Source organism: Nocardioides humilatus, assembly GCF_008373755.1.
Lineage (GTDB): Bacteria > Actinomycetota > Actinomycetes > Propionibacteriales > Nocardioidaceae > Nocardioides > Nocardioides humilatus.
The window spans coordinates 203,517-224,962 of record NZ_VUJV01000008.1; the positions used below are offsets into that span (position 1 = coordinate 203,517).

Annotated in this window: 20 protein-coding genes; 8 read left to right on the top strand and 12 right to left on the bottom strand. The window is 70.4% G+C overall.

Translation table 11 applies throughout. From position 1 onward, the window contains the following. The first annotated feature begins 133 nt into the window (after window positions 1-133). From F0U44_RS20325 to F0U44_RS20335, 3 genes are read left to right on the top strand one after another with little or no spacing between them, the layout of a single operon-like run. Window positions 134-2,227, top strand: coding sequence for a putative bifunctional diguanylate cyclase/phosphodiesterase (locus tag F0U44_RS20325; RefSeq protein WP_188113587.1), 2,094 nt, complete (start codon window positions 134-136; stop codon window positions 2,225-2,227). Window positions 2,228-2,229: 2 nt separating this feature from the next. Further along, the gene (locus F0U44_RS20330; protein WP_188113588.1) at window positions 2,230-3,843 is read left to right on the top strand and encodes an ATP-binding protein; all 1,614 of its coding nucleotides are present in this window, start codon (window positions 2,230-2,232) and stop codon (window positions 3,841-3,843) included. A 4-nt stretch (window positions 3,844-3,847) separates the two neighbouring features. Then, entirely contained in the window at window positions 3,848-4,966 is a 1,119-nt protein-coding gene (locus tag F0U44_RS20335) for a response regulator (RefSeq protein ID WP_149730203.1), read from the top strand. On the opposite strand, the gene F0U44_RS20340 is transcribed toward F0U44_RS20335, so the two are convergent. Both F0U44_RS20340 and F0U44_RS20345 read right to left on the bottom strand, forming a co-directional pair. Next, complete coding sequence (locus F0U44_RS20340; RefSeq protein ID WP_149730204.1) at window positions 4,963-5,871, bottom strand: maleylpyruvate isomerase N-terminal domain-containing protein; 909 nt, start codon at window positions 5,869-5,871, stop codon at window positions 4,963-4,965. The genes F0U44_RS20335 and F0U44_RS20340 overlap by 4 nt on opposite strands. Further along, complete coding sequence (locus F0U44_RS20345; RefSeq protein WP_149730205.1) at window positions 5,872-6,459, bottom strand: RNA polymerase sigma factor; 588 nt, start codon at window positions 6,457-6,459, stop codon at window positions 5,872-5,874. A gap of 155 nt (window positions 6,460-6,614) precedes the next feature. On the opposite strand from F0U44_RS20345, the gene F0U44_RS20350 reads away from it, so the two are divergent. The 4 genes from F0U44_RS20350 (at window position 6,615) to F0U44_RS20365 (ending at window position 9,776) form a co-directional block, all read left to right on the top strand. Beyond that, window positions 6,615-7,982, top strand: a complete 1,368-nt coding sequence (locus F0U44_RS20350; protein ID WP_149730206.1) for an FAD-dependent oxidoreductase — start codon at window positions 6,615-6,617, stop codon at window positions 7,980-7,982. 29 nt (window positions 7,983-8,011) lie between these two features. Then, the gene (locus F0U44_RS20355; protein ID WP_149730207.1) at window positions 8,012-8,584 is read left to right on the top strand and encodes a TIGR03086 family metal-binding protein; all 573 of its coding nucleotides are present in this window, start codon (window positions 8,012-8,014) and stop codon (window positions 8,582-8,584) included. A 66-nt stretch (window positions 8,585-8,650) separates the two neighbouring features. Continuing rightward, window positions 8,651-9,241: a hypothetical protein gene (locus F0U44_RS20360; RefSeq protein WP_149730208.1), complete on the top strand. Its 591-nt coding sequence runs from the start codon at window positions 8,651-8,653 to the stop codon at window positions 9,239-9,241. Between the two features lie 64 nt (window positions 9,242-9,305). Beyond that, window positions 9,306-9,776, top strand: a complete 471-nt coding sequence (locus F0U44_RS20365) for a hypothetical protein (protein ID WP_149730209.1) — start codon at window positions 9,306-9,308, stop codon at window positions 9,774-9,776. Between the two features lie 3 nt (window positions 9,777-9,779). Here the strand turns inward: F0U44_RS20365 and F0U44_RS20370 are convergent, their stop codons facing one another. Then, window positions 9,780-13,052: an error-prone DNA polymerase gene (locus F0U44_RS20370; RefSeq protein ID WP_149730210.1), complete on the bottom strand. Its 3,273-nt coding sequence runs from the start codon at window positions 13,050-13,052 to the stop codon at window positions 9,780-9,782. A 106-nt stretch (window positions 13,053-13,158) separates the two neighbouring features. Between F0U44_RS20370 and F0U44_RS20375 the strand changes: the two genes are divergently transcribed. Continuing rightward, on the top strand, window positions 13,159-13,413 hold the full coding sequence (locus F0U44_RS20375) for a hypothetical protein (protein ID WP_149730211.1): 255 nt from the start codon (window positions 13,159-13,161) through the stop codon (window positions 13,411-13,413). On the opposite strand, the gene F0U44_RS20380 is transcribed toward F0U44_RS20375, so the two are convergent. Genes F0U44_RS20380 through arfB form a run of 9 tightly spaced genes read right to left on the bottom strand, consistent with a single transcriptional unit; the run spans window position 13,410 to window position 21,430 of the window. Next, a complete protein-coding gene (locus tag F0U44_RS20380; protein WP_281292665.1) occupies window positions 13,410-14,270 on the bottom strand; it encodes an LLM class flavin-dependent oxidoreductase in 861 nt (286 codons plus the stop codon). The genes F0U44_RS20375 and F0U44_RS20380 overlap by 4 nt on opposite strands. After that, window positions 14,267-14,809 carry a hypothetical protein gene (locus F0U44_RS20385; RefSeq protein WP_149730213.1) on the bottom strand — a complete coding sequence of 181 codons (543 nt, stop codon included), beginning with the start codon at window positions 14,807-14,809 and terminating at the stop codon, window positions 14,267-14,269. The genes F0U44_RS20380 and F0U44_RS20385 overlap by 4 nt, the downstream gene beginning before the upstream one ends. Window positions 14,810-14,859: 50 nt before the next feature. Further along, a complete protein-coding gene (locus tag F0U44_RS20390; protein WP_149730214.1) occupies window positions 14,860-16,473 on the bottom strand; it encodes a DNA polymerase Y family protein in 1,614 nt (537 codons plus the stop codon). After that, entirely contained in the window at window positions 16,470-17,066 is a 597-nt protein-coding gene (imuA', locus tag F0U44_RS20395; RefSeq protein ID WP_149730215.1) for a DnaE2-dependent mutagenesis accessory factor ImuA', read from the bottom strand. Before imuA' ends, F0U44_RS20390 begins: the two co-directional genes overlap by 4 nt. Before the next feature lie 45 nt (window positions 17,067-17,111). Next, a complete protein-coding gene (der, locus tag F0U44_RS20400; RefSeq protein WP_149730216.1) occupies window positions 17,112-18,464 on the bottom strand; it encodes a ribosome biogenesis GTPase Der in 1,353 nt (450 codons plus the stop codon). Next, window positions 18,457-19,182 (bottom strand): lysophospholipid acyltransferase family protein, encoded by a 726-nt coding sequence (locus tag F0U44_RS20405; protein ID WP_149730217.1) that lies wholly within the window; start codon window positions 19,180-19,182, stop codon window positions 18,457-18,459. The genes der and F0U44_RS20405 overlap by 8 nt, the downstream gene beginning before the upstream one ends. After that, on the bottom strand, window positions 19,179-19,874 hold the full coding sequence (cmk, locus tag F0U44_RS20410) for a (d)CMP kinase (protein ID WP_246160695.1): 696 nt from the start codon (window positions 19,872-19,874) through the stop codon (window positions 19,179-19,181). Before cmk ends, F0U44_RS20405 begins: the two co-directional genes overlap by 4 nt. 11 nt (window positions 19,875-19,885) lie before the next feature. Continuing rightward, complete coding sequence (locus tag F0U44_RS20415; RefSeq protein ID WP_149730219.1) at window positions 19,886-20,953, bottom strand: prephenate dehydrogenase; 1,068 nt, start codon at window positions 20,951-20,953, stop codon at window positions 19,886-19,888. A 21-nt stretch (window positions 20,954-20,974) separates the two neighbouring features. Continuing rightward, window positions 20,975-21,430: an alternative ribosome rescue aminoacyl-tRNA hydrolase ArfB gene (gene arfB, locus F0U44_RS20420; RefSeq protein WP_149730220.1), complete on the bottom strand. Its 456-nt coding sequence runs from the start codon at window positions 21,428-21,430 to the stop codon at window positions 20,975-20,977. Window positions 21,431-21,446: the final 16 nt, after the last annotated feature.

A 21,446-nucleotide genomic window follows, 5' to 3' on the forward strand; every position in this document is an offset into this window, starting at 1 on the left:
GGGTCACCTAGTCCCAATGGGTCGGGGTGACCACGCCGATCGGTTCGATGTGGCCCGTCGTGGTCCCAACCGGCCACGGACCACGGTCCCGCGCCCCTACATTCGAGAAAGTCGACCCACCGGAGGAGCAGCCATGGAGCACAGCGACGCCGGGTCGCGTGCGGACGCCGACCCTCTCGAGCAGCAGCGTCTGCTCCACGTTGTCGAAGCCGCGCCCAACGCGATGATCATGGTCAACGACCGCGGCCGGATCGTCCTCGTGAACTCACAGGCCGAGCGTTCCTTCGGCTACTCCCGCGACGAGCTGTTGTCGATGGGAGTCGAGGACCTGTTGCCCGAGCGCTTCCGCGGCCGGCACGTGAGCTTCCGACGCGACTTCTTCCAGCGGCCCGACCGTCGCGAGATGGGCGCTGGCCGCGAACTATACGGGCTGCGCCGGGACGGCTCCGAGATCCCCATCGAGATCGGGCTCAACCCGATCGACATCGGCGCCGACCACTACGTGCTCGCCTCCGTCATCGACATCACCGAGCGCCTCGAGGCTCAGGCCTCCCAGGACGAGGCGCGCCAAGGGGCGCTGCGTCGCTCGATCCTCGACAGCATCCCGTTCAGCGTCCTCGCCACCGATCCCGAAGGAGTCATCCTCGCGGCGAACCCGTCGGCGGAGCTGCTCCTCGGGTTCAGCCAGGAGGCGCTCGTCGGAGCGCGCCTCGCCGACCTCCACGGCGACTCCGCGCCGGACGGTGAGAGCGCCCAGTCGCTCGCGGCGGCCGCCGGCGACGAGCGCGAGCGCACCTATCGCCGCCGCGACGGCCTCAGCGTGCCGGTCAACGAGGCGATCACCGCACTGACCGACAGCTCGGGCGAGCTGACCGGCTATCTGGCGGTCGCCTACGACATCACCAAGCGCATCGAGGCCCAGGCCGAGGTGGTCTTCCTCGCCACGCACGACGGTCTCACCCGGATGCCGAACCGCACGACCTTGGTGCAGCACCTTCGCGGCGCGATCAACGAGGCCGACCGCGAAGGCACCGAGATCGCCCTCCTCCTGCTCGACCTCGACCACTTCAAGCGGGTCAACGACTCGCTCGGCCACCACACCGGTGACGAGCTGCTCCTCCGCGTCGGCGAGCGCCTCAAGCGTTGGACCAAGAGCACAGAGCTGGTCGCGCGGCTGGGCGGTGACGAGTTCGTGATCGTCGTGGACGGGCTCGCCGACGCCGAGGCGCTCGAGACCCGGATCGACGAGCTGCTCGAGGACCTGATGATCCCGGTCGTCGTCGCCGGGCACGAGCTCGCACTCACCGTCAGCGTGGGCGGCGCGATCTACCCCCGCCACGGCACCGACCCCTCGTCGCTTCTCAAACACGCCGACACGGCGATGTACCAGGCCAAGGCCTCGGGCCGGAACAACTTCCAGTGGTTCCACCCCAAGATGCTCGACGAGACCAACGACCGCATGACGATGGCGTCCGCGCTGCGCCACGCGATCAGCGCTCGCGAGCTGTCGATCGCCTACCAGCCCCAGGTCGACCTGCGCACCGGGCGCGTCGAAGGCTTCGAGGCGCTCGCCCGGTGGCGCAGCCGCGAGTACGGATCGGTCCCGCCAGACCAGTTCATCCCGGTGGCCGAGGACAGCGGCATGATCGTGCAGCTCGGCGGCTGGGTCCTGCGCCGCGCGTGCCGCGATGTCGCCAGCTTCCAGCGGGTACTGGGCCGGCCGCTCAAGCTCGCCGTCAACGTCTCCCCGCGGCAGTTCCGCAGCTCGAGCTGGTTTGCCGAGGTCGTGGGTGCGCTCAAGGACTCCGGCCTCCAGCCGAGTCAGCTGGAGCTGGAGATCACCGAAGGCATCTTGATGGATGACCGTTGGGAGGTCCTCGACCTGCTCAGCAGTCTGCGCGACCTCGGCATCTCGATCGCGGTCGACGACTTCGGCCGGGGCTACTCCAGCCTCGCCTACCTGACGCGCTTCCCGGTCGACAAGCTCAAGATCGACCGATCGTTCATCCGAGAGATCGTCGCCGAGTCCCACGCGCCGATCGTCGACGCGATCATCGTGATGGGTCACGCGCTGGGCGTCTCCATTGTCGCCGAGGGCGTCGAGTCCCGCGACCAGGAGCACTACCTCCGCTCCCGGGGCTGCGACGAGGCGCAGGGCTACCTCTACAGCGCTGGGGTGCCCGCCGAGGACGCCGTGCGCACGGTGCAGGCGATCGGGGTGTTCTAGTCGTGAGCCTCGGGCTGACGCACGCTGGCACGACGAGGGCCTGGCTCCTCGGGGTCTACCTCTTCTCGACCGTCGTCGGTCGGGCATCGATCGTCGACGACCGCCCGATCGCCCTCGTCTGGCCCGCAGCGGGGGTCGCGCTCGCGTGGTTCGTGACCGAGCGGTCCGAGGTCGCCCGCGGGATCGGCCTGTTCGTCGTCTGCAGCATCGGCACCGTCGCCTGCCTGGCGACCGGCGTGAATCCCACGCTCTCCGTGCTCTTGGTCGCGGCTCAGCTGACCGGGATGCTGGTCGTCGTCGTGCTCCTGGGGCGGTGGGCCCCGGGCACGGGTGAGCGCAGCCCCGCTCCGCTCGACAGCCCCCAGGCACTCTTCGGCTTCCTCGGGGCGACCGGGGTGGGCTGCTTGGTCGGCGTGGTCCTGGGGCTGGCCTCCATCGCGGCCACCGGCCACATGCTTTCCCCGGTCATCGCGCTGGCCTGGTGGGGTCGCAACGTCTGTGGCGTCGTCGGGGTCGGCATCACCACGCTGCTCCTCATCGACCGCAGCGGCGGCCCGCGCCAGCGCCCCAACCGGCACGACCCGTTGCCCGACGCGAGCCTCGGCGAACTGGCCGTGCTCCTCGCCGCGGCCGCGGCGCTGGTCGGCGTGGACTACGCGACGACCTGGCCGGTCACCTTCCTGATGCCCGCCATCACGGTCTGGGCCGGGATGCGCTTCGCGCCGCTCACGGTCGCCAGCCTCACCCTGGGCGTCGGCGGTGCCACGTTGTGGCTGGCCGTCGTGGAGAAGGGACCCTTCTCCGGCCTGGGTGACGTGCGCACCGACGTCCTGCTCGCCCAGCTGTTCGTGGCGATGACCTTCGTCGTCGGCCTCGTTCCCGTTGCCATGCGTGAGCGGACCGCGGTCCTCCAGGCCGAGCTCCTCGCCCAGGAGAACGACCAGCGGCAGGAACTGCTCACCTTCGCCCACCGGGTCGCCCACGACCTCCGCACACCGATCACCGTGATCGACGCCTGGACCGACGAGCTCGCCCGCTCGCTCGATGCCGCACCCCTGGGACCGCCGCCCGGCTCGGCCGACATGCTCGAGGGGATCGCCCGCGCGTCCTCACGGATGCGCTCACTGGTGGACGACCTGCTCGCCGACGCGATCGCCCGGGAGCGCGAGGCCGCCCCCGAGGACGTCGACCTCGCCGAGGTCGTCGCTCAGGTCGCCCGCGACCACTACGCCGAGGAGGTCGTGCACACCAACCGGCTCGGCGAGGTGCGGGGCGACCCGGTGCTGATCCGCCAGCTCGTCGAGAACCTGCTGGGCAACGCCTTGAAGTACACACGCCCCGGCGAGGGTCCCGACGTGACGGTGAGCGCGTGCCACACGCACGGTGGTCGAGTCGTCGTGACGGTCGCCGACCGAGGTGTCGGCATCCCCGACGGGGCCCACGACTGGATCTTCGAGCCGTTCCGTCGCGCGCACAGCGACGACATCCCGGGCACCGGCCTGGGCCTGAGCACCTGCCGCCGCATCGTCGAGCGGCACGGCGGCTCGATCCGCGCACTTTCACGCCCAGACGGCCCTGGCGCCGTCATCGAGTTCGACCTGATGGGAACGAGGTAGATCCATGGACAACCACGGCAGCATGGACCGCACGGAGATCGAGCGGCTGCGCATCGAGCTCGCCGAGAGCCGCACGGCGCTCGCCGAGCTGCGGGAGAGGGTCGACGACGCGCAGCGCCTGGCCAACATGGGTGACTACGACTGGCACATCGTCACCGACAAGAACTCCTGGTCCGACCAGCTCTACCGCATCTACGGGCACGAGCCCGGGTCGTTCAACGCGTCCTACGAGCGGTTCTTGTCGATGGTCCACCCCGACGACCGCGACACCGTGACGGAGATGCACCGTCAGGCCTACCAGCAGGGTGGCTCGTGGCAGGTGACCGAACGCATCGTCCGACCCGACGGCGAGGTGCGCCACCTCGCGACCAACGGTGTGGTGGTGACCGACGACAACGGCAACCCGATCCGGATGCGGGGCACCTGCGTCGACATCACCGAGCGGGTCAGCGCGGAGCGTGAGAGCGAGGAGCTCGCGGCCAGCCTCCGGGAGTGGCAGGTACGACGCCGACAGGCCTTCGAGATCAACGACAACGTCGTGCAGGGCATCAGCGCCGCTGTGCTGGCGCTGCAGCTCGACGACCTGGAAGGTGCCGAGTCCTACCTCGAGCGCACACTCAAGGCCGCGCGGCGGATGATGGGAGACCTTCTCCTCGACCGGGGGGACGAGGCCCCCGAGCCCGGCCTGCTGGTCCGCAGCGCTCCGGTGAGCCCGGAACTCGACGACGCTGGCGTGCTGGCACCGACACCGTCGATCGTCGGCACCCGCGTGCTGATCGCCGACGACTACTCGGACATGCGCCGGTTGCTGCGGGTCCAGCTCGAGCGAGCCGGGGTCGAGGTCGTCGGCGAGGCCGGCGACGGGGCGGAGACGGTGGCCCGCGCCGCCGAGCTCGCTCCCGACGTGATCCTCATGGACCTGGCGATGCCGGTGAAGGACGGCCTGCAGGCGCTGCCCGAGATCCGCGCGGTCGCGCCGGGAGCGACCGTGATCGTGCTGTCGGGCTTCGCCTCGTCCTTGCTGGAGGAGAAGGCGCTCGCGGCCGGCGCCACCCGATTCCTAGAGAAGGGCGTCGGGATGGACGTGGTCGGCGCGATCGAGGCGCTGGCCCTGGTGCGCTAGTCGCGGGCGAACGCGTCGATGTGGGCGAGCACGAGCCTGGCAAGCTCGTGGTCGCCCTCGATCACCGCGTCCAGCCCGTCGGGGTGGAGCCGGCCGGCCGCGATCCGGCAGACGTCGACGACGTCGCCGATGATCGTGACGTCCGGCTCTGCACCGTTGACCGCTCCCCCGTCGAGAGCGACGTCGTAGCAGCCGCCGGCGTCGCCGGTGAGCACGAATCGAGCGGTCCGGCCGGTCACGACCGCGCCGCGGTAGAGCAGTGCGCCGGGCACGCCCCGCATCAGCCGCGACGACATCATCAGCATCCGCTCGTCGTCGGGCACGGGCAGCGGGCGGTCGGTGGCGAAGGCGATGTCCATCGCGTGCGCCCACAGCTCGAAGATCCGCAGTGTCAGCAGCACATCGACGTTGCCGGGGATGTCGTGGATGACGATCGGGTACGACGGCGGGCAGTCGCGCGCGGCGCTGACGACACCCCGGGCGGCGAGATGCCATTGGTCGACCACTTCACCGAACGGCACGGCCGCCAGCGCCTCGACCGTCGGCCGGGTCGCCGCCACGTGGTCCGGCAGCAGTTCCACCTCGTCCTCGGTGTCGAGCCAGCGCTGGTTGAGCCGCTCGACCGCTGTCAGGTGCGCGACCAGATCGTGAACGCTCCCGTGATCCTCGTGGGCGTGCCGCTCACCATCCTCCGGTCCCAGGGATGCGAGCAGGCCGTAGAAGTCATCGACCGACCGCTCGAAGGCGTCCGCGGAGGAAATCCGGCCCGGTCGTGTCGTCGGACGGCCGGGCTCGCGTCGTCCCCACGCAGCCGCCAGGACCGCGGCGCGCAGGTCGGCCGGCGGCGCCTCAGCGACCGCCTCCGCGAGAGGCAGGGTCGAGAGCTCGAACTCGTCGTCGTACATCTAGATCACCGCCCGAAACTCGGGATCGAGCAAGGTTCGCAACCTCGCGAGGGCCAGGCGCAGGCGGGACTTCGCCGTCCCCTCGGGTATCCCGAGACGGGTCGCGACCTGGAGATAGGTGAGCCCGTCGAAGTAGGCGAGCCGCAGGGCTGCGCACTGGTCCTCCGGGAGCAGGTCGAGCACCGCGGCGAGGCGCTCGTCGCGCCATCGAGCGGCAGCGCTGTCGACCACGTCGGTCTCGGGGCCGTTCGCATCGTCGGCCACGTCGAGCTCGACGGACGAGGTCTCGGCTCGAGAGCGCCGCTCTGATCGCCGTACCTCATCGACGGCACGACGGTGAGCGATCATCGCGAGGAAGGCCCGCAACGGTCCGCGGGTCAGGTCGACCTTCTCGGGAAACTCCCAGAGATAGGTGAAGACCTCCTGGCAGACGTCCCGGGCGAGCTGCTCGTCGCGGGTCACCCGCCGTGCGACGCCGTAGACCAGCGGCGCGTAGTCGTCGTAGACCGCGGCAAGGGCGCACTCGTCACCGACGCGGATGCGAGCCAGCAACCCCACCTCGCGCCCGGGCGCAGTGCGCTCCGACATGGCGCCAAGGTACTCCGTCTCGACGGTCGCGGTCACAGACTTCATTCGCTCCGAACAGCGCGTCGGATTTGCTCGGATTGATTTAACTTTCCGGCGTGATCCGGGACGGGTGGCGGGTCGAATCACCGGCACACCCCGCCTCCCGAGGAGCATCGATGAACCATCTGTCCCGCACCTCCCGCCACGGCGCGCACGCCGTCGTCATCGGCGCCAGCATGGGTGGTCTCGTCGCCGCAGCAGCCGTCGCGCCCTACTTCGATCGCGTCACTGTGCTCGACCACGACGCTCTGCCGACCGAGCCCGCCCCGCGGCGGGGCGTGCCCCAGGGCCGGCACGCGCACGCCCTCCAGCCCGGTGGACTGCTCGCCCTCGAGGACCTCCTCCCGGGCATCACCGACGACCTGGTTGCCGGTGGCGGGCGCGCGGGCGACGCGTCGGGCAACTGTGGGTGGTGGATCGGCGGTGGCACGCTGGCGCGCGGCATCGCCGGGAACGTCGTGATGGGCATCACGCGTCCCTATCTCGAGCACACCGTCCGCACCCGGATCGCGGCGCTGCCCAACGTGACCCTTCGCGACCAGACGGACGTGGTCGCCCCGCTCGGCAAGGACGGTCACGTCCGAGGCGTGGCGGTGACCCCGACCGGCGGTGGGACGGCCGACGAGATCTCCGCCGATCTCGTCATCGACTGCTCTGGACGGGTATCGAAGCTCCCGGACTGGCTGACCGGCCTCGGCCTGCCTGCACCCGAGGAGGAGCGCGTCCACTGCAAGATGTCCTACCTGACCCGACGCTGGCGCTTCGCCAACGACGTGATGGGCGCCGATGTCTTCCAGGTCATCACCCCGGACGCCACCCCCCACTTCGGTGTCTGCATCCTCCAGGAGGACGGCACCTACATCGTGACGCTCGGCGGCCTCCTCGACGGCGCACCCGCGAAGACCGACGAGGCCTACCTCGCGTTCGCCCGCGCCCTCTCCGTCGGCCGGATCGCCGACGCCCTCGACGGTGCCGAACCGGTCACCGAGTTCCAGCCGTCGCACTTCCCCTACAGCCGGCGGCGGCGCTACGACCGCGTCGCGACCCACCCGGTCGGCCTGCTGGCGCTGGGCGACTCGATCGCGTCGTTCAACCCGATGTACGGCCAGGGCATGTCCGTGGCCGCGCTCCAGGCCGTGGCGCTGCGCGACATGCTCCGCCGCGGTCCGGTTGACCCGAAGGCCTACTACCGCAAGGCCCACGGGCTGGAGGACGTCGCCTGGAAGATCACGACCAGCGGCGACCTGCGCTTCGACGAGGTCGAGGGCAAGCGCACCCCGGACATGAAGTTCATGAACAGCTACCTCGACAGGCTCACGCTCGCGGCGCGCACCGATCCGGTGCTCGCCCAGCAGTTCCTCCGCGTCGCGGGCTTCATCGACCCACCGACCGCGTTCTTCAAGCCGTCGGTCCTGATGCGGGTGTTCCGCCGGAACCGCTCCGCTGCGACCGAAGCCACTGCGACCAGCGCGGCCGCCGCCTGAAAACCCCCACCCCCACCAAGGAGACCACCATGGACCCGATCACCCGGCTCGAAGCATCCATCGCGCAAGCCCGCCCGGTCATCGCGGGCGCGCCCCTGTCGTCGTACGGCGACCCGACGCCCTGCACCGACTGGGACGTGCGCGGACTCATCAACCACATGCTCGGCGCCCTGACGATGTTCTTCGACGTCGCGACCCAGGGCGAGGTCGACCCGACGCTGTTCACCCGGGACCTCGTCGGCGACGACGCGGTCGCGGCCTACGACGCCATCGGGGCCGAGGTCGTGGCCGCTTGGCGCGTCAAGGGCCTCGACGGCAACGCGGTGCTCCCGTTCGGCGAGTTCCCCGCGATGTTCGCGCTGCAGCTGCCGGCGATGGACCAGGTCATCCATGCCTGGGACCTCGCGACCGCCACCGGTCAGCAGGTCGCATGGGACGACGCACTGGTCGCCGAGACCGCGGCGTTCTGCCAAGCGACCTTCGCCGACCCCGCCATGCGCGGCCACGACTTCGGCCCCTCGGTCGAGGTCCCGGACGGAGCCTCGGCCATCGACCGGCTCGCCGGCTACCTCGGCCGGACGCCGCTGGGCGCGGCTGTTTGACCCCGATTCGCTATGGCACCGGGAGGTGTCGGGGCGTAGCGTCGAGTCGGCCCTGAGGAGGTAACCGTGTTCATCCAGATCATCCAAGGAATGTGCACACGGCAGGACGATCTCCACGCCCTTGCCGATGAATGGCGCCGCGACATCTCGCCCGGCGCAACAGGCTGGCTCGGCGGCACCTACGGCTTCACCGACGACGACCTGTTCGTCGGCGTGGTCCGGTTCGAGTCCCGCGAGGCCGCCATGGCCAACTCCGAGCGTCCCGAGCAAGGAGCATGGTCCGAGAAGCTCGCGGCGGTCATGGACGGCCCCATGGAGTTCCACGACTGCGACGACGTCACCCTGCTGATGGGCGGTGGCTCCGACCAGGCCGGCTTCGTCCAGGTCATCCGCGGCAAGGTCGATGACCCGGCACGGCTGAAAGCGATGCTCGCCGACACCGACAGCATCCACGAGGCGCGGCCCGACATCCTCGGTGCCACCTTGGCGATCGAGGCGGACGGCACCTTCACCGAGACCGTGGCCTTCACCACCGAGGAAGCCGCACGAGCGGCCGAGACGATGGACGCACCGGAGTCGATGCGCGCCGACATGGACTACGCCATGGCCAACGCCACGTTCTACGACCTGCACCACCCGTGGTTCGAGTCGGCCTGATTTCTCAACGCTGAGTTAATTGGTTTGGCCGCACGCGGTCGGCCGATGCTCTTTACTCGGCCGCATGAAGCCTGCACTGGTCGTCGCCGCACTCGCCCTCCCCCTGGTCGTCAGTGCGTGCGGCGACGACCAGGGTTCGTCGGCGGACGAGCCTGCGCCGTCGGCGAGCTCGACCCTGTCCGACGACCAACAGGCGGTCCGTGACGCTCTGGTCGCCTCACTGCTCGATCCGAGCTGCGACCTGCTGACCGACGACTACCTCGTCGAACTGTCGCTCTTCGACGACATCACGCCCGACGAGGCCTGCGACCAGCGGCAGAAGACCTGGATCGAGCCGCAGTTCGGTGAGGACGACATCCTGGTTTCCAACATCCAGGTCGCTGGCGACACCGCCACTGCGGTCGTCGGGTCGAGGTACATCAACATCACCACCACCTATCGGCTGACCGATGTCGGTGGCACGTGGTTGGTCAGCTGTGACGACTTCACCTGCGACGACCTGGAGGCCCAGAGCCCCGACGCCCCCAGCTCCTGAGGGTCACCTGAAGTCACGTGACGCCTGGCGCGCTTGGAGAGCAGCACCGGCGCCAGGGACGAGCACGTCGAGCGGCTCCACCTTGTCCGCCACCAGGTTGACCACGCCGTCGTTGCGCTCGACCTTGCCGCGGATGATCACCGCGACCCGGTTGCGAGCAGCGTGCCGGTGAGCGCGCATCACCCCGACCGAGCAGATCACGTTGAGCATGCCGGTCTCGTCCTCGAGGTTGAGGAAGGTGATCCCCATTGCTGTGCCTGGCCGCTGGCGGTGGGTGATCAGCCCCGCCACGTGGACCCGGCGCCCGGACTCGGTCTGCCAGAGGGTGGTGATCGGCACGATGTCGGCAGCGTCGAGGTCGGCGCGCAGGTGCTCGATCGGGTGGCGCTCGGGCGAGATCTTGGTCGCCCAGAGGTCGGCCAACGTGAGCTCCTCGTCGCTCATCCCGGGAAGGGTCGGCGGTGGTGGCGCCGGAGTGCTGCCGGGCAGCTGAGCGTCGGACTCGGCATAGCCCGACATCCACAGCGCCTGCCGACGGTCGAGCCCGAACCCGTCGAACGCTCCTGCCGTCGCCAACGCTTCGAGCTGGACCGAGGTGAGACCGGCGCGACGCGAGAGGTCGGTGATGTCGGAGTACGGCGACCCGCTCCTTTCTGCCACGATCCGCTCAGCCAGCTCCTTGCCGATCCCCCGCACGGAGTCGAGCCCGAGGCGCACGGCGAGCCCGCTGTCGTAGCGGTGTCGGGTGGTGGTGGGCTCGGCTGGCTCCAGGTCTGCCTGCGCTTGGGAGACCAAGATGTCCGGTCGCAGAACCGTCACCCCGTGCCGACGGGCATCGGCCACCAACGACTGCGGCGAGTAGAAGCCCATCGGCTGGTTGCGGAGCAACCCCGCGAGAAAGGCGGCCGGGTAGTGCAGCTTGAACCAGGAGGAGGCGTAGACCAGCAACGCGAAGCTGAGGGCGTGGGACTCGGCGAAGCCGAAGTTGGCGAACGACAGGATCTTCACGTAGATGCCGTCGGCCTGGTCGCCGGAGATGCCCTTGCGCGCCATCCCGGCGTAGAGCTTCTCCTTGACCTTCTCGATCCGCTCGACTCCTCGCTTGGACCCCATCGCACGACGGAGCAGGTCGGCGTCGTCGCGCGTGCAGTCGCCGAGTGTCACGGCCATCGCCATCAGCTGCTCCTGGAACAGGGGCACGCCGAGAGTGCGTCCGAGGACCGGCTCGAGTGACGGGTGGTCGTAGGTCACCGGTTCCTTCCCCGTCGCGCGACGGATGTAGGGATGGACCGCTCCACCCTGGATCGGGCCGGGACGGATGAGGGCGATCTCGATCGCCAGGTCGTAGAAGCTCCGCGGCTTCAGACGCGGGAGCGTGCCGATCTGTGCCCTGCTCTCCACCTGGAAGACGCCGATCGAGTCGGCACGACAGAGCATGTCGTAGACCTCGGGCTCCTCCTTGGGGATCGTCTCCAGTGCCCACCTCGTGCCGAGGTGCTGCTCGATCAGTCGCATCATGTGGTCGAGCGCACCGAGCATGCCGAGTCCGAGCAGGTCGAACTTGACCAGCCCCATCGACTCGCAACCGTCCTTGTCCCACTGCAGCACCGTGCGACCGGGCATCCGCGCCCGCTCGATCGGGCACACCTCGCCGATCGGGCGCTCGGTGAGAACCATCCCTCCGGAGTGGATGCCGAGGTGACGTGGCGCCGACAGCAGCTCCTCGGCCAGCTCGACGACCTGGGAGGGGATCGCTGACTCGGCCTCGACCGCGCTCGACCACCCGTCGACCGACTTCGACCAGGCGTCTTGCTGACCAGCGGAGAACCCGAGCGCCTTCGCGGCGTCACGGACCGCCATCCGGGGTCGATAGCTGACGATGTTGCAGACCTGTGCGGCGTTGCGGCGACCGTAGGTCTCATAGACCCACTGGATGACCTCTTCGCGGCGATCGGAGTCGAAGTCAACGTCGATGTCGGGCTCCTCCTCACGGTGCTCGGAGATGAACCGCTCGAAGGGCAGTCGGAAGTAGACCGAGTCGATCGCCGTGATGCCCAGCGCGTAGCAGACCGCCGAGCTCGCCGCCGACCCGCGACCCTGGCACAAGATGCCGCGGTCGCGCGCGAACCTGACGATGTCGTGGACGATGACGAAGTAGCCCGCGAAGTCCTTGCGGAGGATCACCTCGAGCTCGGCCTCGATGCGCGCTCGTGCCTCCTGCTCGAGATCGGTGCCGGCATATCTCTCCTCGAAGCCACGCTCGGTCAGCTTCCGCAGCCATGACCCAGGCGTCTCCCCCTCGGGGATGCCCTGCTTCGGCAGCCGCGGTGACGCCTTGTGGAGGTCGAAGGCAAGCTCGCCGGCGAGCGTGACCGTGCGGCTGACGGCGCCGGGGAATCTCCCGAACAGCGCATCCATCTCCGCACCGCTGCGCAGGTGGCTGGAGCCGGAGAGGTCGAGCCAGCCGTCGAGGTCGGCGATGCTGCGGCGGGCCCGGATCGCCGCCATCGCGGCGGCGAGCCGTCGCTGGGCAGGAGTCGCGTGGTGGACGTTGCCGGTCGCGACGAGCGGGAGGCCACTCTCCCGGGCGATCCCGGCGAGGAGGTCGTGGGTCTCGTCGTCACCCGGCTTGCCGTGGCCGTTGAGCTCGACGACGACGTTGTCACGACCGAAGCGCGCGACCAGGTCGCCGACCCCCTGCAGTGACCGCTGGCCCTTGCGACAACCGGTGAGGACGACCCAGTGGTCGCGCCCTCGCTCGGCGAGCTCGTCGAGGTCGTAGGACGGCTTGCCCTTCTCGTCACCGGTCAGGTGCGCCTCGGTCATCGCCGCAGCCAGCCGGTGGTAGCCCTCCACTCCCCGGGCGAGCACCAGCAGGTGGCTGCCCTCAGGGTCGGGCACCCCGTTCTGAGGTCCGGTCAGACCGAGGGAGAGCTCGGCGCCGTAGATGCTCGGCATCCCGTAGGCGGCACTCGCCTCGGCAAACAGTGGTGCCCCGGCGAAGTTGTCGTGGTCGGTGATCGCAAGTCCGCTCAGGCCGAGCCGGGCCGCCTCCGTCACCAGGTCGACCGGAGAGGATGCGCCGTCGAGGAAGCTGAAGTGGCTGTGGCAGTGCAGTTCTGCGTAGGGAACCACGGACTCCGGCCGCACGACCTCCACGACGTCGATCGTCGGCCTCTTCCGCCGGGACACCGGTGCGTCCTCGACGCCGGGCGTCCGGCCGGACAACCGACGCTCGATCTCCCGCCACGGAACCGGCGGGTTGCTCCACCCCATCGCTTCATCGTATCGAACATATGTTCGATACGACAGTCATGAGCTCTCAGGGATGGATCACTGCCGATCGGGATACCTCCCTGGAGCGACCACCTGAGAGGCAGGCATGTCCGACGACGATTCCGCCACCAACCGTCCCGTCCCCACAGCAGTCCCGCCCGAACCCTCACCCGGTGGACCCCATGCCGTGCCCGGCGTCGGCGGCGACGGGCCCTACTCCCGGGTCCCCCGCGATCTCGATCCGAACCTCAATCCGGCGACGGACGACAACCTCCCCGAGGAGACGACCGAGGGCGAGGACACCGAGACCGAGGCGACCAAGGGCGGCGAACCGACCGAGGCCGAGTCTGAGCCTGCCTAGCGGGAGCCGTTCCCGCCGTTGCTCGCGGCGATCTGCTCGAACACGTCCATGTCCGCGTCCCACTCCGAGCCAGGGCGCGGCCAGTGGATCGCCGCGTCGGTGATGCCGATCTCTGCGTAGCGACCAGCCAGGTCGTCGTACTCATCGACGGAGCCGACCCACGCTTCCTCGGTGAACCCGGTCAGCAGCAGGCGCGGCATCGCCGCGAAGTCACGTCCGGCGGCGTCACAGGCCTCCTCGAGTCGCCCGATCGTCCCCCGCACCTCCTCGTACGGCGTCTCGGTGACCGGGTTCGCGATCCAGCCCTGACCCAGCCGAGCTGCCAGACGCAGGCCACGGGGACCGTTGCCGGCGATCCAGAAGGGCGGCCGCTGCTGCACGAGACCGGGCGAGACGGTGACCTCACGCATCGACCAGTAGTCCCCGGCTGCCGACACTGACTCCCCCGTCAACAGGGTGTCGAGCTGCTCGACCCACTCCGCGAACCGGTCGGCTCGCTCGCGCGGCGACCAGTCACGGTCGAGGACGTCACCGTCGGAGGTGTGGCTGTCGCCGCCGGCGCCGATGCCGACAGTGAGTCGTCCACCGGAGATCCGATCGATCGTGCGGATCGCCGAGGCGGTCGGGATCGGCGTCCGGAAGTTGGGGGTGGTCACCAATGTCCCGAGCCGGATCCGCGAGGTGATCGCGGCTGCTGCGGCGAGCGAGGCATAGGCGTCGTCCCACGGCGAGTGGCCGCGCCAGGCGAGGTGGTCATAGATCCACGCGCCCTCGAAACCGAGCTCCTCCGCGCGCTGCCACGTGGCAGCCATCCCCGGCCAGTCCTGGATCGGCCAGAGGATGACGTGGAGCCTCAGGACTTCGCTCCGAGCAGCGTGTCGATCTGGCCGATGACGCTTTTGCGCGCCTTCCCGGCCAGCTCGTTGTCGCGGACCTTGCGCAGCGCGCCGACGCTGAGGCCGGCCAACCGTGGCTTGATCTCCGCGACGGTCATCGCGGCCAGCCCGGGGAGCGGGTCGACCGGTGGCGCGGGAGCGGCCTTCGGCGCCTGCGCCGCCTGCTTCGGCGCCAGCTTCACCGCCTTCTTGCCGCCGAGGCCGGGCGCCTTGCGCACGGTGCCGGCGAGCTTGCCGGCGGTCGCCATCACCGGCGCGATGCCGGCACCGAGGGTCTTACGGGTCTCGGACGTCACTGATTCGAGCACCTGGAGCAGTGCCTGGGAGTAGTCCTTGCTGCTCGACAACAGCTGACCGATCAAACCGTCGGCGTCGGTGCGACTGAGCGTGCCCCGGGACACGAGGTCGTCGACGATCTCCTGCACTCGCGCACGCTGGATGGTCAGGCTGTGCTCGAGGGCTCCTTGGAGTGCTCGCAGGTTCTTGGTGACCGGATCCATGGTTCGCACCCTAGACCCGCCGCGAGTGCCTCGACAGGGCCTCAACAGGGTCAGTCGTAACCGGCTTCTGCTTCCCATCCGGTGGCGCGCCACACCAGCAACCACGCGCGACCGTCGACGCCGACGACCTGGAAGCGCGCCGACCTGCCCGCTCCACCTTCCGACACCCACCACGCATCGTCGACCGGCCACGGGCCGGCCCAGGAGGCGACGGGGGTCCAACGCCGGGCGGCCACGTCGGCGGCAGCGTCGATCCGGTAGCGCCACGGCTCACCGGTCACTGCTCCACGCTCAGTCACCGTCACCGACCTGCCCGCCTCGTCGACGACCTCGGCGGCAGGCGGCACGGCGAACACCCGTGAAGGCGCTGGGCCGGGGATGCGGCCTGGCCACGGTCGATCGAGCGGCCGAAGCCCGACCGGACGTTCGCCCCAGGCCACGGTCGACTGACGGTCGGCGACGCTGCGCCCGCCTTGGAGCACGGGCGTGCGCACCGCGTCGAAGCCGATCATCGCCTGGACCCTGGCGACGCCTCGCGTCACCTGCTCATCAGCACCGCCACCCCACAGCCCCTCGGCGTGGGCAGAGGCAGGCTCGACGGTCTCCGGCAGGAACCGCACCCGCTCGACCGGTGCGCTCACGGCTCCCGCGTCGCGCCGGCTCCGCAGCCCCGAGGAGGCCATGCCGGCCTGGAGCTGCCAGTGCACCCGGTCGATGAGGTCGCGCGAGGTGAAGCATCGCGGATGGAGCCAGGTGCGGGCAGACATGACGACGCCGTCGGCCTCGGCCTCGATGCGTACGGCGACCGCCACCAGCTGCCGCTCCGCGAGTCCGGCGACGAACCTCTCAGCGGTGGTGCGCACGCTGAAGCAGACCGCCTCTGCCGACTCCAGGGGCGGCTCGAATCCGATCTCGCAGGCAAGCTCGGGTGGCGGCTCCCGCGACCCGAGCCTGGTCGGCGCCCCACCCTGGGCGCGCTGCCAGACGCTCAGCCCGAAAGCACCGAACCGGTTGCTCACCTCCGCGCGCGACAACCGAGCGAAGTCACCGAGGGTCGGCAGACCGAGGCGACGAAGCAGGTCGGCCAGCTCACGCCCCTCCGCGCCACCATCGACCGTGTCGGCGAGCACCCGCACGGGCAGCGCCTGAATGAAGGCGGCCGAAGCACCAGGAGACACGACCACGCAGTCCTGCACCGGCGCCTGCCGGGCCGCCTGCTCAGCCGTGAAGAGGTCGTCGGCGACACCGAACCTGCAGTCCCACACGCCCGCATCGACGAGGTGCTGAGATAGGAGAGCTGCCGCATGGGGCTCGCCACCGAAGTAGCGGCCCGGCGCCGACACTGCCAGCAGGCCCGGGCGGATCGGAGCCACACCTGGTCGCAGGTCCTCGACCGTGGCGAGCACCGGCTCGAAGTAGCGCACGTCGCGTTCGGGGTTGGCCGGGAGCAGCACGAGCTCGGGGCACCGCGACTGCGCATCACGGCGCCGCTGACCTCGTCGTACGCCCTCGGCACGCGCGGCCCCGTTGCAGACCTCGACGATGTTGTTGGCGAGGACTGCCGCGGGTTGGCTTGCGGGGTGCTGAGCCTCACCTGTCTCGGCCAGCTCGAACATCCCGGCGGTGACAGACCAGTCGGGACACCAGGCGACGAGCACCCTCATGGGAGCACGAGGTCACGCGCCGAACGCCGGGTGCCGCGGGTGACGGCGACACGCAAGCCCCTCTGGTCGAGCCGGCCACGGCCGCGGCCGACACCGGACCAGACCGCCTGCTCGGCGCTCAGCCGCGCCTCGACGCGCGGCCACTCCCCCCAGACGACCAGGACCGAGGACCTGGCGCGGAGCCGGGCGTCGAGGATCGACGCCGACTTCGCATCGACCTGCCCGGTGGGCTTGAGCACGACCACCTTGAGCACGTCGACGAGCGCCGCAGTGACCTCGAGCCAGAGATCGCCCGGGTCGGGCACCAGCACCGTGCGGCGCAGGTCGATGCCCCACTGGTCAGCCGCCTCGGCACCGAAGTCACCCCACCCGGCGAAGCCGACCCACTCCCCTGCGCGCGACGCTCCGGCAGCGAGGCCGAGCGCCAGTGTCGCTGAGTCGACGGCATAACTGGTGCCCGTGCGCAGCTGCACCAGCCCCTCGAGCACCGGGTGGACCGGCACCGTCAGTCGGGTCGGACCGCCCTGGAGCGACTCGATCCGCCGCTGCAGATCAGCGACGGTCGCGACCGCTTCGAGGGGCTGGGCACTCACCTCTCAATGTTCGAACATATGTTCGAACAAATCAAGTGGGGAGGGTCAACGCTTCCGCTTCTCGCGCGGCCGCACCTGGAGCTGGATAGGCGTGCCGACGAAGCCGAACTCCTCGCGCAGCCTGCGCTCGATGAACCGCTCGTAGCCCGCGTCGAGCTTGCCGGAGGTGAAGAGCACGAAGGTCGGCGGCGCGGTCTGGGCCTGGGTGCCGAAGAGCACCCTCGGCTGCTTGCCGCTGCGCACCGGGTGCGGGTGCTCGGCGACCAGTCGGCCGAGGAACGCGTTGAGCGCCCCCGTCGTCACCCGGGTCTCCCACCCCTCGATGGCGCGGTCGATCGCCGGCACCAGCCGGTCGATGTGCCACCCGGTCCGAGCGGTGATGTTGATCCGCGGAGCCCACTGCACCTGCACGAGGTCGCGCTCGATCTCGCGGTCGAGGTAGTAGCGGCGCTCGTCGTCGACGAGGTCCCACTTGTTGAACGCGATGACGAGCGCACGGCCCGACTCACGCACGGCCTGGAGAATCCGCATGTCCTGCTCGGCGATCGAGTTCTGCCCGTCGAGGACGAGCACGCACACCTCGGCGCGCTCGATGGCGGTCGAGGTCCTCAGCCACGCGTAGTACTCGTGGCCCGAAGCCTCCTTGACGCGCTTGCGGATGCCCGCGGTGTCGATGAAACGCCACTGACGCCCGCCGAGCTCGACCAGCTCGTCGACCGGGTCGACGGTGGTGCCGGCGACGTTGTCGACGAGCACCCGCTCCTCGCCCGCGAGCTTGTTGAGCAGCGAGGACTTGCCGACGTTGGGTCGTCCGACGATCGCGATCCGTCGCGGGCCGCCCAGCTCCTTCTCGGCGACGGGCGGCGGTTCCGGCAGCACAGCGAGGATGGCGTCGAGCATGTCGCCCGACCCGCGACCGTGCAGCGCGGACACCGGGTAGGGCTCCCCGAGCCCGAGGTTCCAGAGACCGTAGGTCTCCGCCTCGGTCCGCTGGTCGTCGACCTTGTTGGCCGCCAGGATCACCGGCTTGCCCGACCGCCGCAGGATCTTGACGACCTCCTCGTCGGCATCGGTGATCCCGACCATCGCGTCCACCACGAAGAGCGTGGCATCAGCGAGGGTGACCGCGATCTCGGCCTGGGCGGCGATCCGCTCTGCGAGCCCTCGCGCGTCCGGGTCCCAACCGCCGGTGTCGACGACCGTGAAGGCGCGCCCGTTCCACTCGGCGTCGTAGGAGACCCGGTCGCGGGTCACGCCGGGGATGTCCTCGACGACGGCCTCGCGACGCCCGAGGATGCGGTTGACCAGCGTCGACTTGCCGACGTTGGGCCGGCCGACGACGGCGAGCACGGGCACGGGGCCGGTGTCGACCCTGGTGTCGATGTCGGGGTCACTCATGCGGTTCTCCTGAAGGTAGGGGGCCGGGCAGGCTGCGGCCGGTCTCGGCCAGCGCGTCCTTGAGCCCGGACTGCATCTGCTGATGGAGGTCGTCGGCGAGCGCCGCGACCTGGGAGACGCGCCGCGGCCACGGCACGGCCGTCACCGGCACGGGTTGCCCAACGACGATGTCGATCCGTGCGCGTCGGCGCGGCAGCGAGTTGAGGGAGCCGCCCGGCTCGCGGCTGCCGATGAACGTCAGTGGCACGACGGTCGCCCCCGTCGTGAGGGCCAGGTAGGCGGCGCCGCGCTGGAACGAGACCATCTCGCCGCTCCCCCGGGTGCCCTCGGGGAAGACGCCGACGGCACCGCCGTCACGCAGCACCCGGATGCCCGCGCGCACCGCACCCGGGTCTGCGGCGGTGCGGTCGAGCGGGATCTGCCCGGCTGCTGTAAGAAGGCCGCCGAGCGCACCCTTGAACATCTCGATCTTGGTGAGCGCGTGCACGGGACGGGGCGCGAAGATCGCCATCAGCGGACCGTCGATCACGCCGACGTGGTTGCCGGCCACGACCACCGGGCCATGGCTCGGGAACCGTTCGGGATGGATCACCCGGACGTCGTACCGCCTCCGGATGATCCACCGGCACAGCGGACGTGCTCCGTGGAGCAGCCAGCGGTGCGGGTGCCGGACGACATCGCTACGCGGCCGCTCGCGGTGAGCGGACGCGGCGCTCACGGCGAGACGTCCGCCGGCGCGGTGGCGAGGCCGACGACCAGGTCGACGACCTCGTCGAGGGTGAGGTCCGTGCTGTCGATGTGGACCGCGCCGTCCGCCATGGTCAACGGGGCGACGGCGCGCAGCGAGTCGATCCGGTCGCGGTTGAGCAGCGACTCCTGGGTGGCAGCGACGTCGGCCGTGCCCGCCTCGGCCGCGCGCCGGCGCGCTCGAGCGGTCGGGTCGGCGGTCAGGTAGACCTTGAGCCCGGCCTCGGGCCACACGACCGAGCCGATGTCGCGACCCTCCACGACGATCCCTCCCGCGCCGATGATGGCCCGCTGGAGGTCGACCAATCGCGCCCGCACCGCAGGGACCGTGCTCACCGGCGACACCGCGCCGTTGACCGCATCGCTGCGGATCTCCGCCGACACGTCGACGCCGTCGAGCGTGATCGTCGGGTTGCGCGGGTCGGTGCCGGAGACCAGGACGGGCGTCGCGGCCTGCGCGGCGACGGCGGCCGGGTCGTAGATGTCGACCTCGTGCTGGAGCATCCACCACGACACGGCGCGGTACATCGCACCGGTGTCGAGATAGCGCAGTCCGAGCCGTTCGGCGACCGCGCGGCAGGTGCTCGACTTGCCGGAGCCGGACGTACCGTCGACGGCCACCACGAGCGAGCCCAACGATTGGCTCAGTCCACCTGCGTTCACAGGCGGCAATCCTACCGGTGAGTCACCCAACCCTTGGATTCGAGCGCGGCCACCAGCTCGACAGCGCGGCCCTCCGCGACGTCGAGCTCGACCAGACCGACCGGTCGACCCGGGTCGTGGTCGATCCGCACGTCCTCGATGTTGACCCCGCTCGCGCCCACGTCGGCGAAGAGTCGTGCCAGCTCCCCCGGATGGTCCGGTACGGCGACGTGGACCGCCGCGACCGCCTGCACCGGTCCGCCGTGCTTGCCCGGGATCGCCCGGGTGCCCGCCACGCCGTGGGCGAGCAGCGACTCCAGACCGACCCGGTCACCGTCGGTCACGGCCTCGAGCACGAGATCGAGCCGGTCACGCACCTCGCGGAGCAGACCGGCGACCGCCGCGCTGTTGCCGCCGATGATCTGGCTGTAGAGCGTGGGGTCGCCGCCAGCGACCCGGGTGACGTCGCGGACGCCCTGTCCCGTCAGGGCCAGGTGGTCGGGTGCCGCTCCAGCGAGCGTGCCCGCGACGAGCGCCGACATCAGGTGCGGCACGTGCGAGGTCCGCGCGACGGCGAGGTCGTGCTCCTCCGGCGTCAGGCGCACCGGGACCGCGCCACACACCTCGACCAGGCTCGCCACGGCCCGGACGGCTGCCTGCCGCGAGCTCGCGTGCGGCGTGATCGCCCAGGGACGCCCCGTGAACAGGTCGGCGGAAGCCGCCAGCGGCCCCGAGCGTTCGCTGCCCGCCATCGGGTGGCTGCCGACGTAGCGCGCGAGGTGCGGATGGGCGGCCAGCGCGTCGAGCGGCGCCGACTTCACGCTGCCGACGTCGGTCACGATCGTGTCATCGCCGGCCCCATCGAGCGCAGCGGCGATCGCGGTGGCGAGGTGGTCAGGCGGCACAGCGACCACGACCAGCGCCGGGACGTCCTCAGGCTGCTTGGCCCGGCCCGCGCCGAGACCGGACGCCGTGCGCAGGTGCTCGGGCGAGGTGTCGGTGAGGAGCACGTCGATGCCGGCCCGTCGGCAGGCGAGCGCGATCGACGTACCGATCAGGCCCGCGCCGACGACCTCGACGGGTCCCAGTTCCGCATTCACCCGGGCAGGCTATCGGGCGGGTCACTCGTCACGGACGCGGCCACGCAACGCCTTGGTGCGCCCCGCCTGCTTCTTCTCCTCGACGCGACGCCGCTGTGACGCGCGGCTGGGCTTCGTGGGTCGTCGGGGCGGAGGTGGCGGCGCCACGGCCTCGCGCAGGAGCGCGACGAGCCGTTCGCGAGCCGCGATCCGGTTGCGGTGCTGGGACCGGTGCTCGGACGCCACGATCGAGACCTGCCCCTGTGCCATCACGTCGGCGAGATAGCGCAGGATGCGGGCACGCTGGCTCTCGGTGAACGCCGTCGAGACCACCGGGTCGAAGAGCAGTTCCACCCGGCTGTCGCTCGTGTTGACCGACTGCCCTCCCGGACCTGACGACCGGGAGAACCGCTCGACCAGCTCGCCCGCGGGGATGGTCGCACCCGACGGAAGCCCGGGCGCCGGAGGCACCACAAGGTCGTGACCGGGCGTGCTCATGACTCGACCCTAGGGC

Coding starts and splice junctions, on each gene's coding strand:
- F0U44_RS20390 (WP_149730214.1), bottom strand. CDS start 16,473: ATGAGGGTGCTCGTCGCCTGGTGTCCCGACTGGTCTGTCACCGCCGGG.
- F0U44_RS20335 (WP_149730203.1), top strand. CDS start 3,848: ATGGACAACCACGGCAGCATGGACCGCACGGAGATCGAGCGGCTGCGC.
- F0U44_RS20370 (WP_149730210.1), bottom strand. CDS start 13,052: ATGGGGTGGAGCAACCCGCCGGTTCCGTGGCGGGAGATCGAGCGTCGG.
- F0U44_RS20355 (WP_149730207.1), top strand. CDS start 8,012: ATGGACCCGATCACCCGGCTCGAAGCATCCATCGCGCAAGCCCGCCCG.
- F0U44_RS20350 (WP_149730206.1), top strand. CDS start 6,615: ATGAACCATCTGTCCCGCACCTCCCGCCACGGCGCGCACGCCGTCGTC.
- F0U44_RS20385 (WP_149730213.1), bottom strand. CDS start 14,809: ATGGATCCGGTCACCAAGAACCTGCGAGCACTCCAAGGAGCCCTCGAG.
- der (WP_149730216.1), bottom strand. CDS start 18,464: ATGAGTGACCCCGACATCGACACCAGGGTCGACACCGGCCCCGTGCCC.
- F0U44_RS20365 (WP_149730209.1), top strand. CDS start 9,306: ATGAAGCCTGCACTGGTCGTCGCCGCACTCGCCCTCCCCCTGGTCGTC.
- F0U44_RS20345 (WP_149730205.1), bottom strand. CDS start 6,459: ATGTCGGAGCGCACTGCGCCCGGGCGCGAGGTGGGGTTGCTGGCTCGC.
- F0U44_RS20325 (WP_188113587.1), top strand. CDS start 134: ATGGAGCACAGCGACGCCGGGTCGCGTGCGGACGCCGACCCTCTCGAG.
- F0U44_RS20340 (WP_149730204.1), bottom strand. CDS start 5,871: ATGTACGACGACGAGTTCGAGCTCTCGACCCTGCCTCTCGCGGAGGCG.
- arfB (WP_149730220.1), bottom strand. CDS start 21,430: ATGAGCACGCCCGGTCACGACCTTGTGGTGCCTCCGGCGCCCGGGCTT.
- F0U44_RS20375 (WP_149730211.1), top strand. CDS start 13,159: ATGTCCGACGACGATTCCGCCACCAACCGTCCCGTCCCCACAGCAGTC.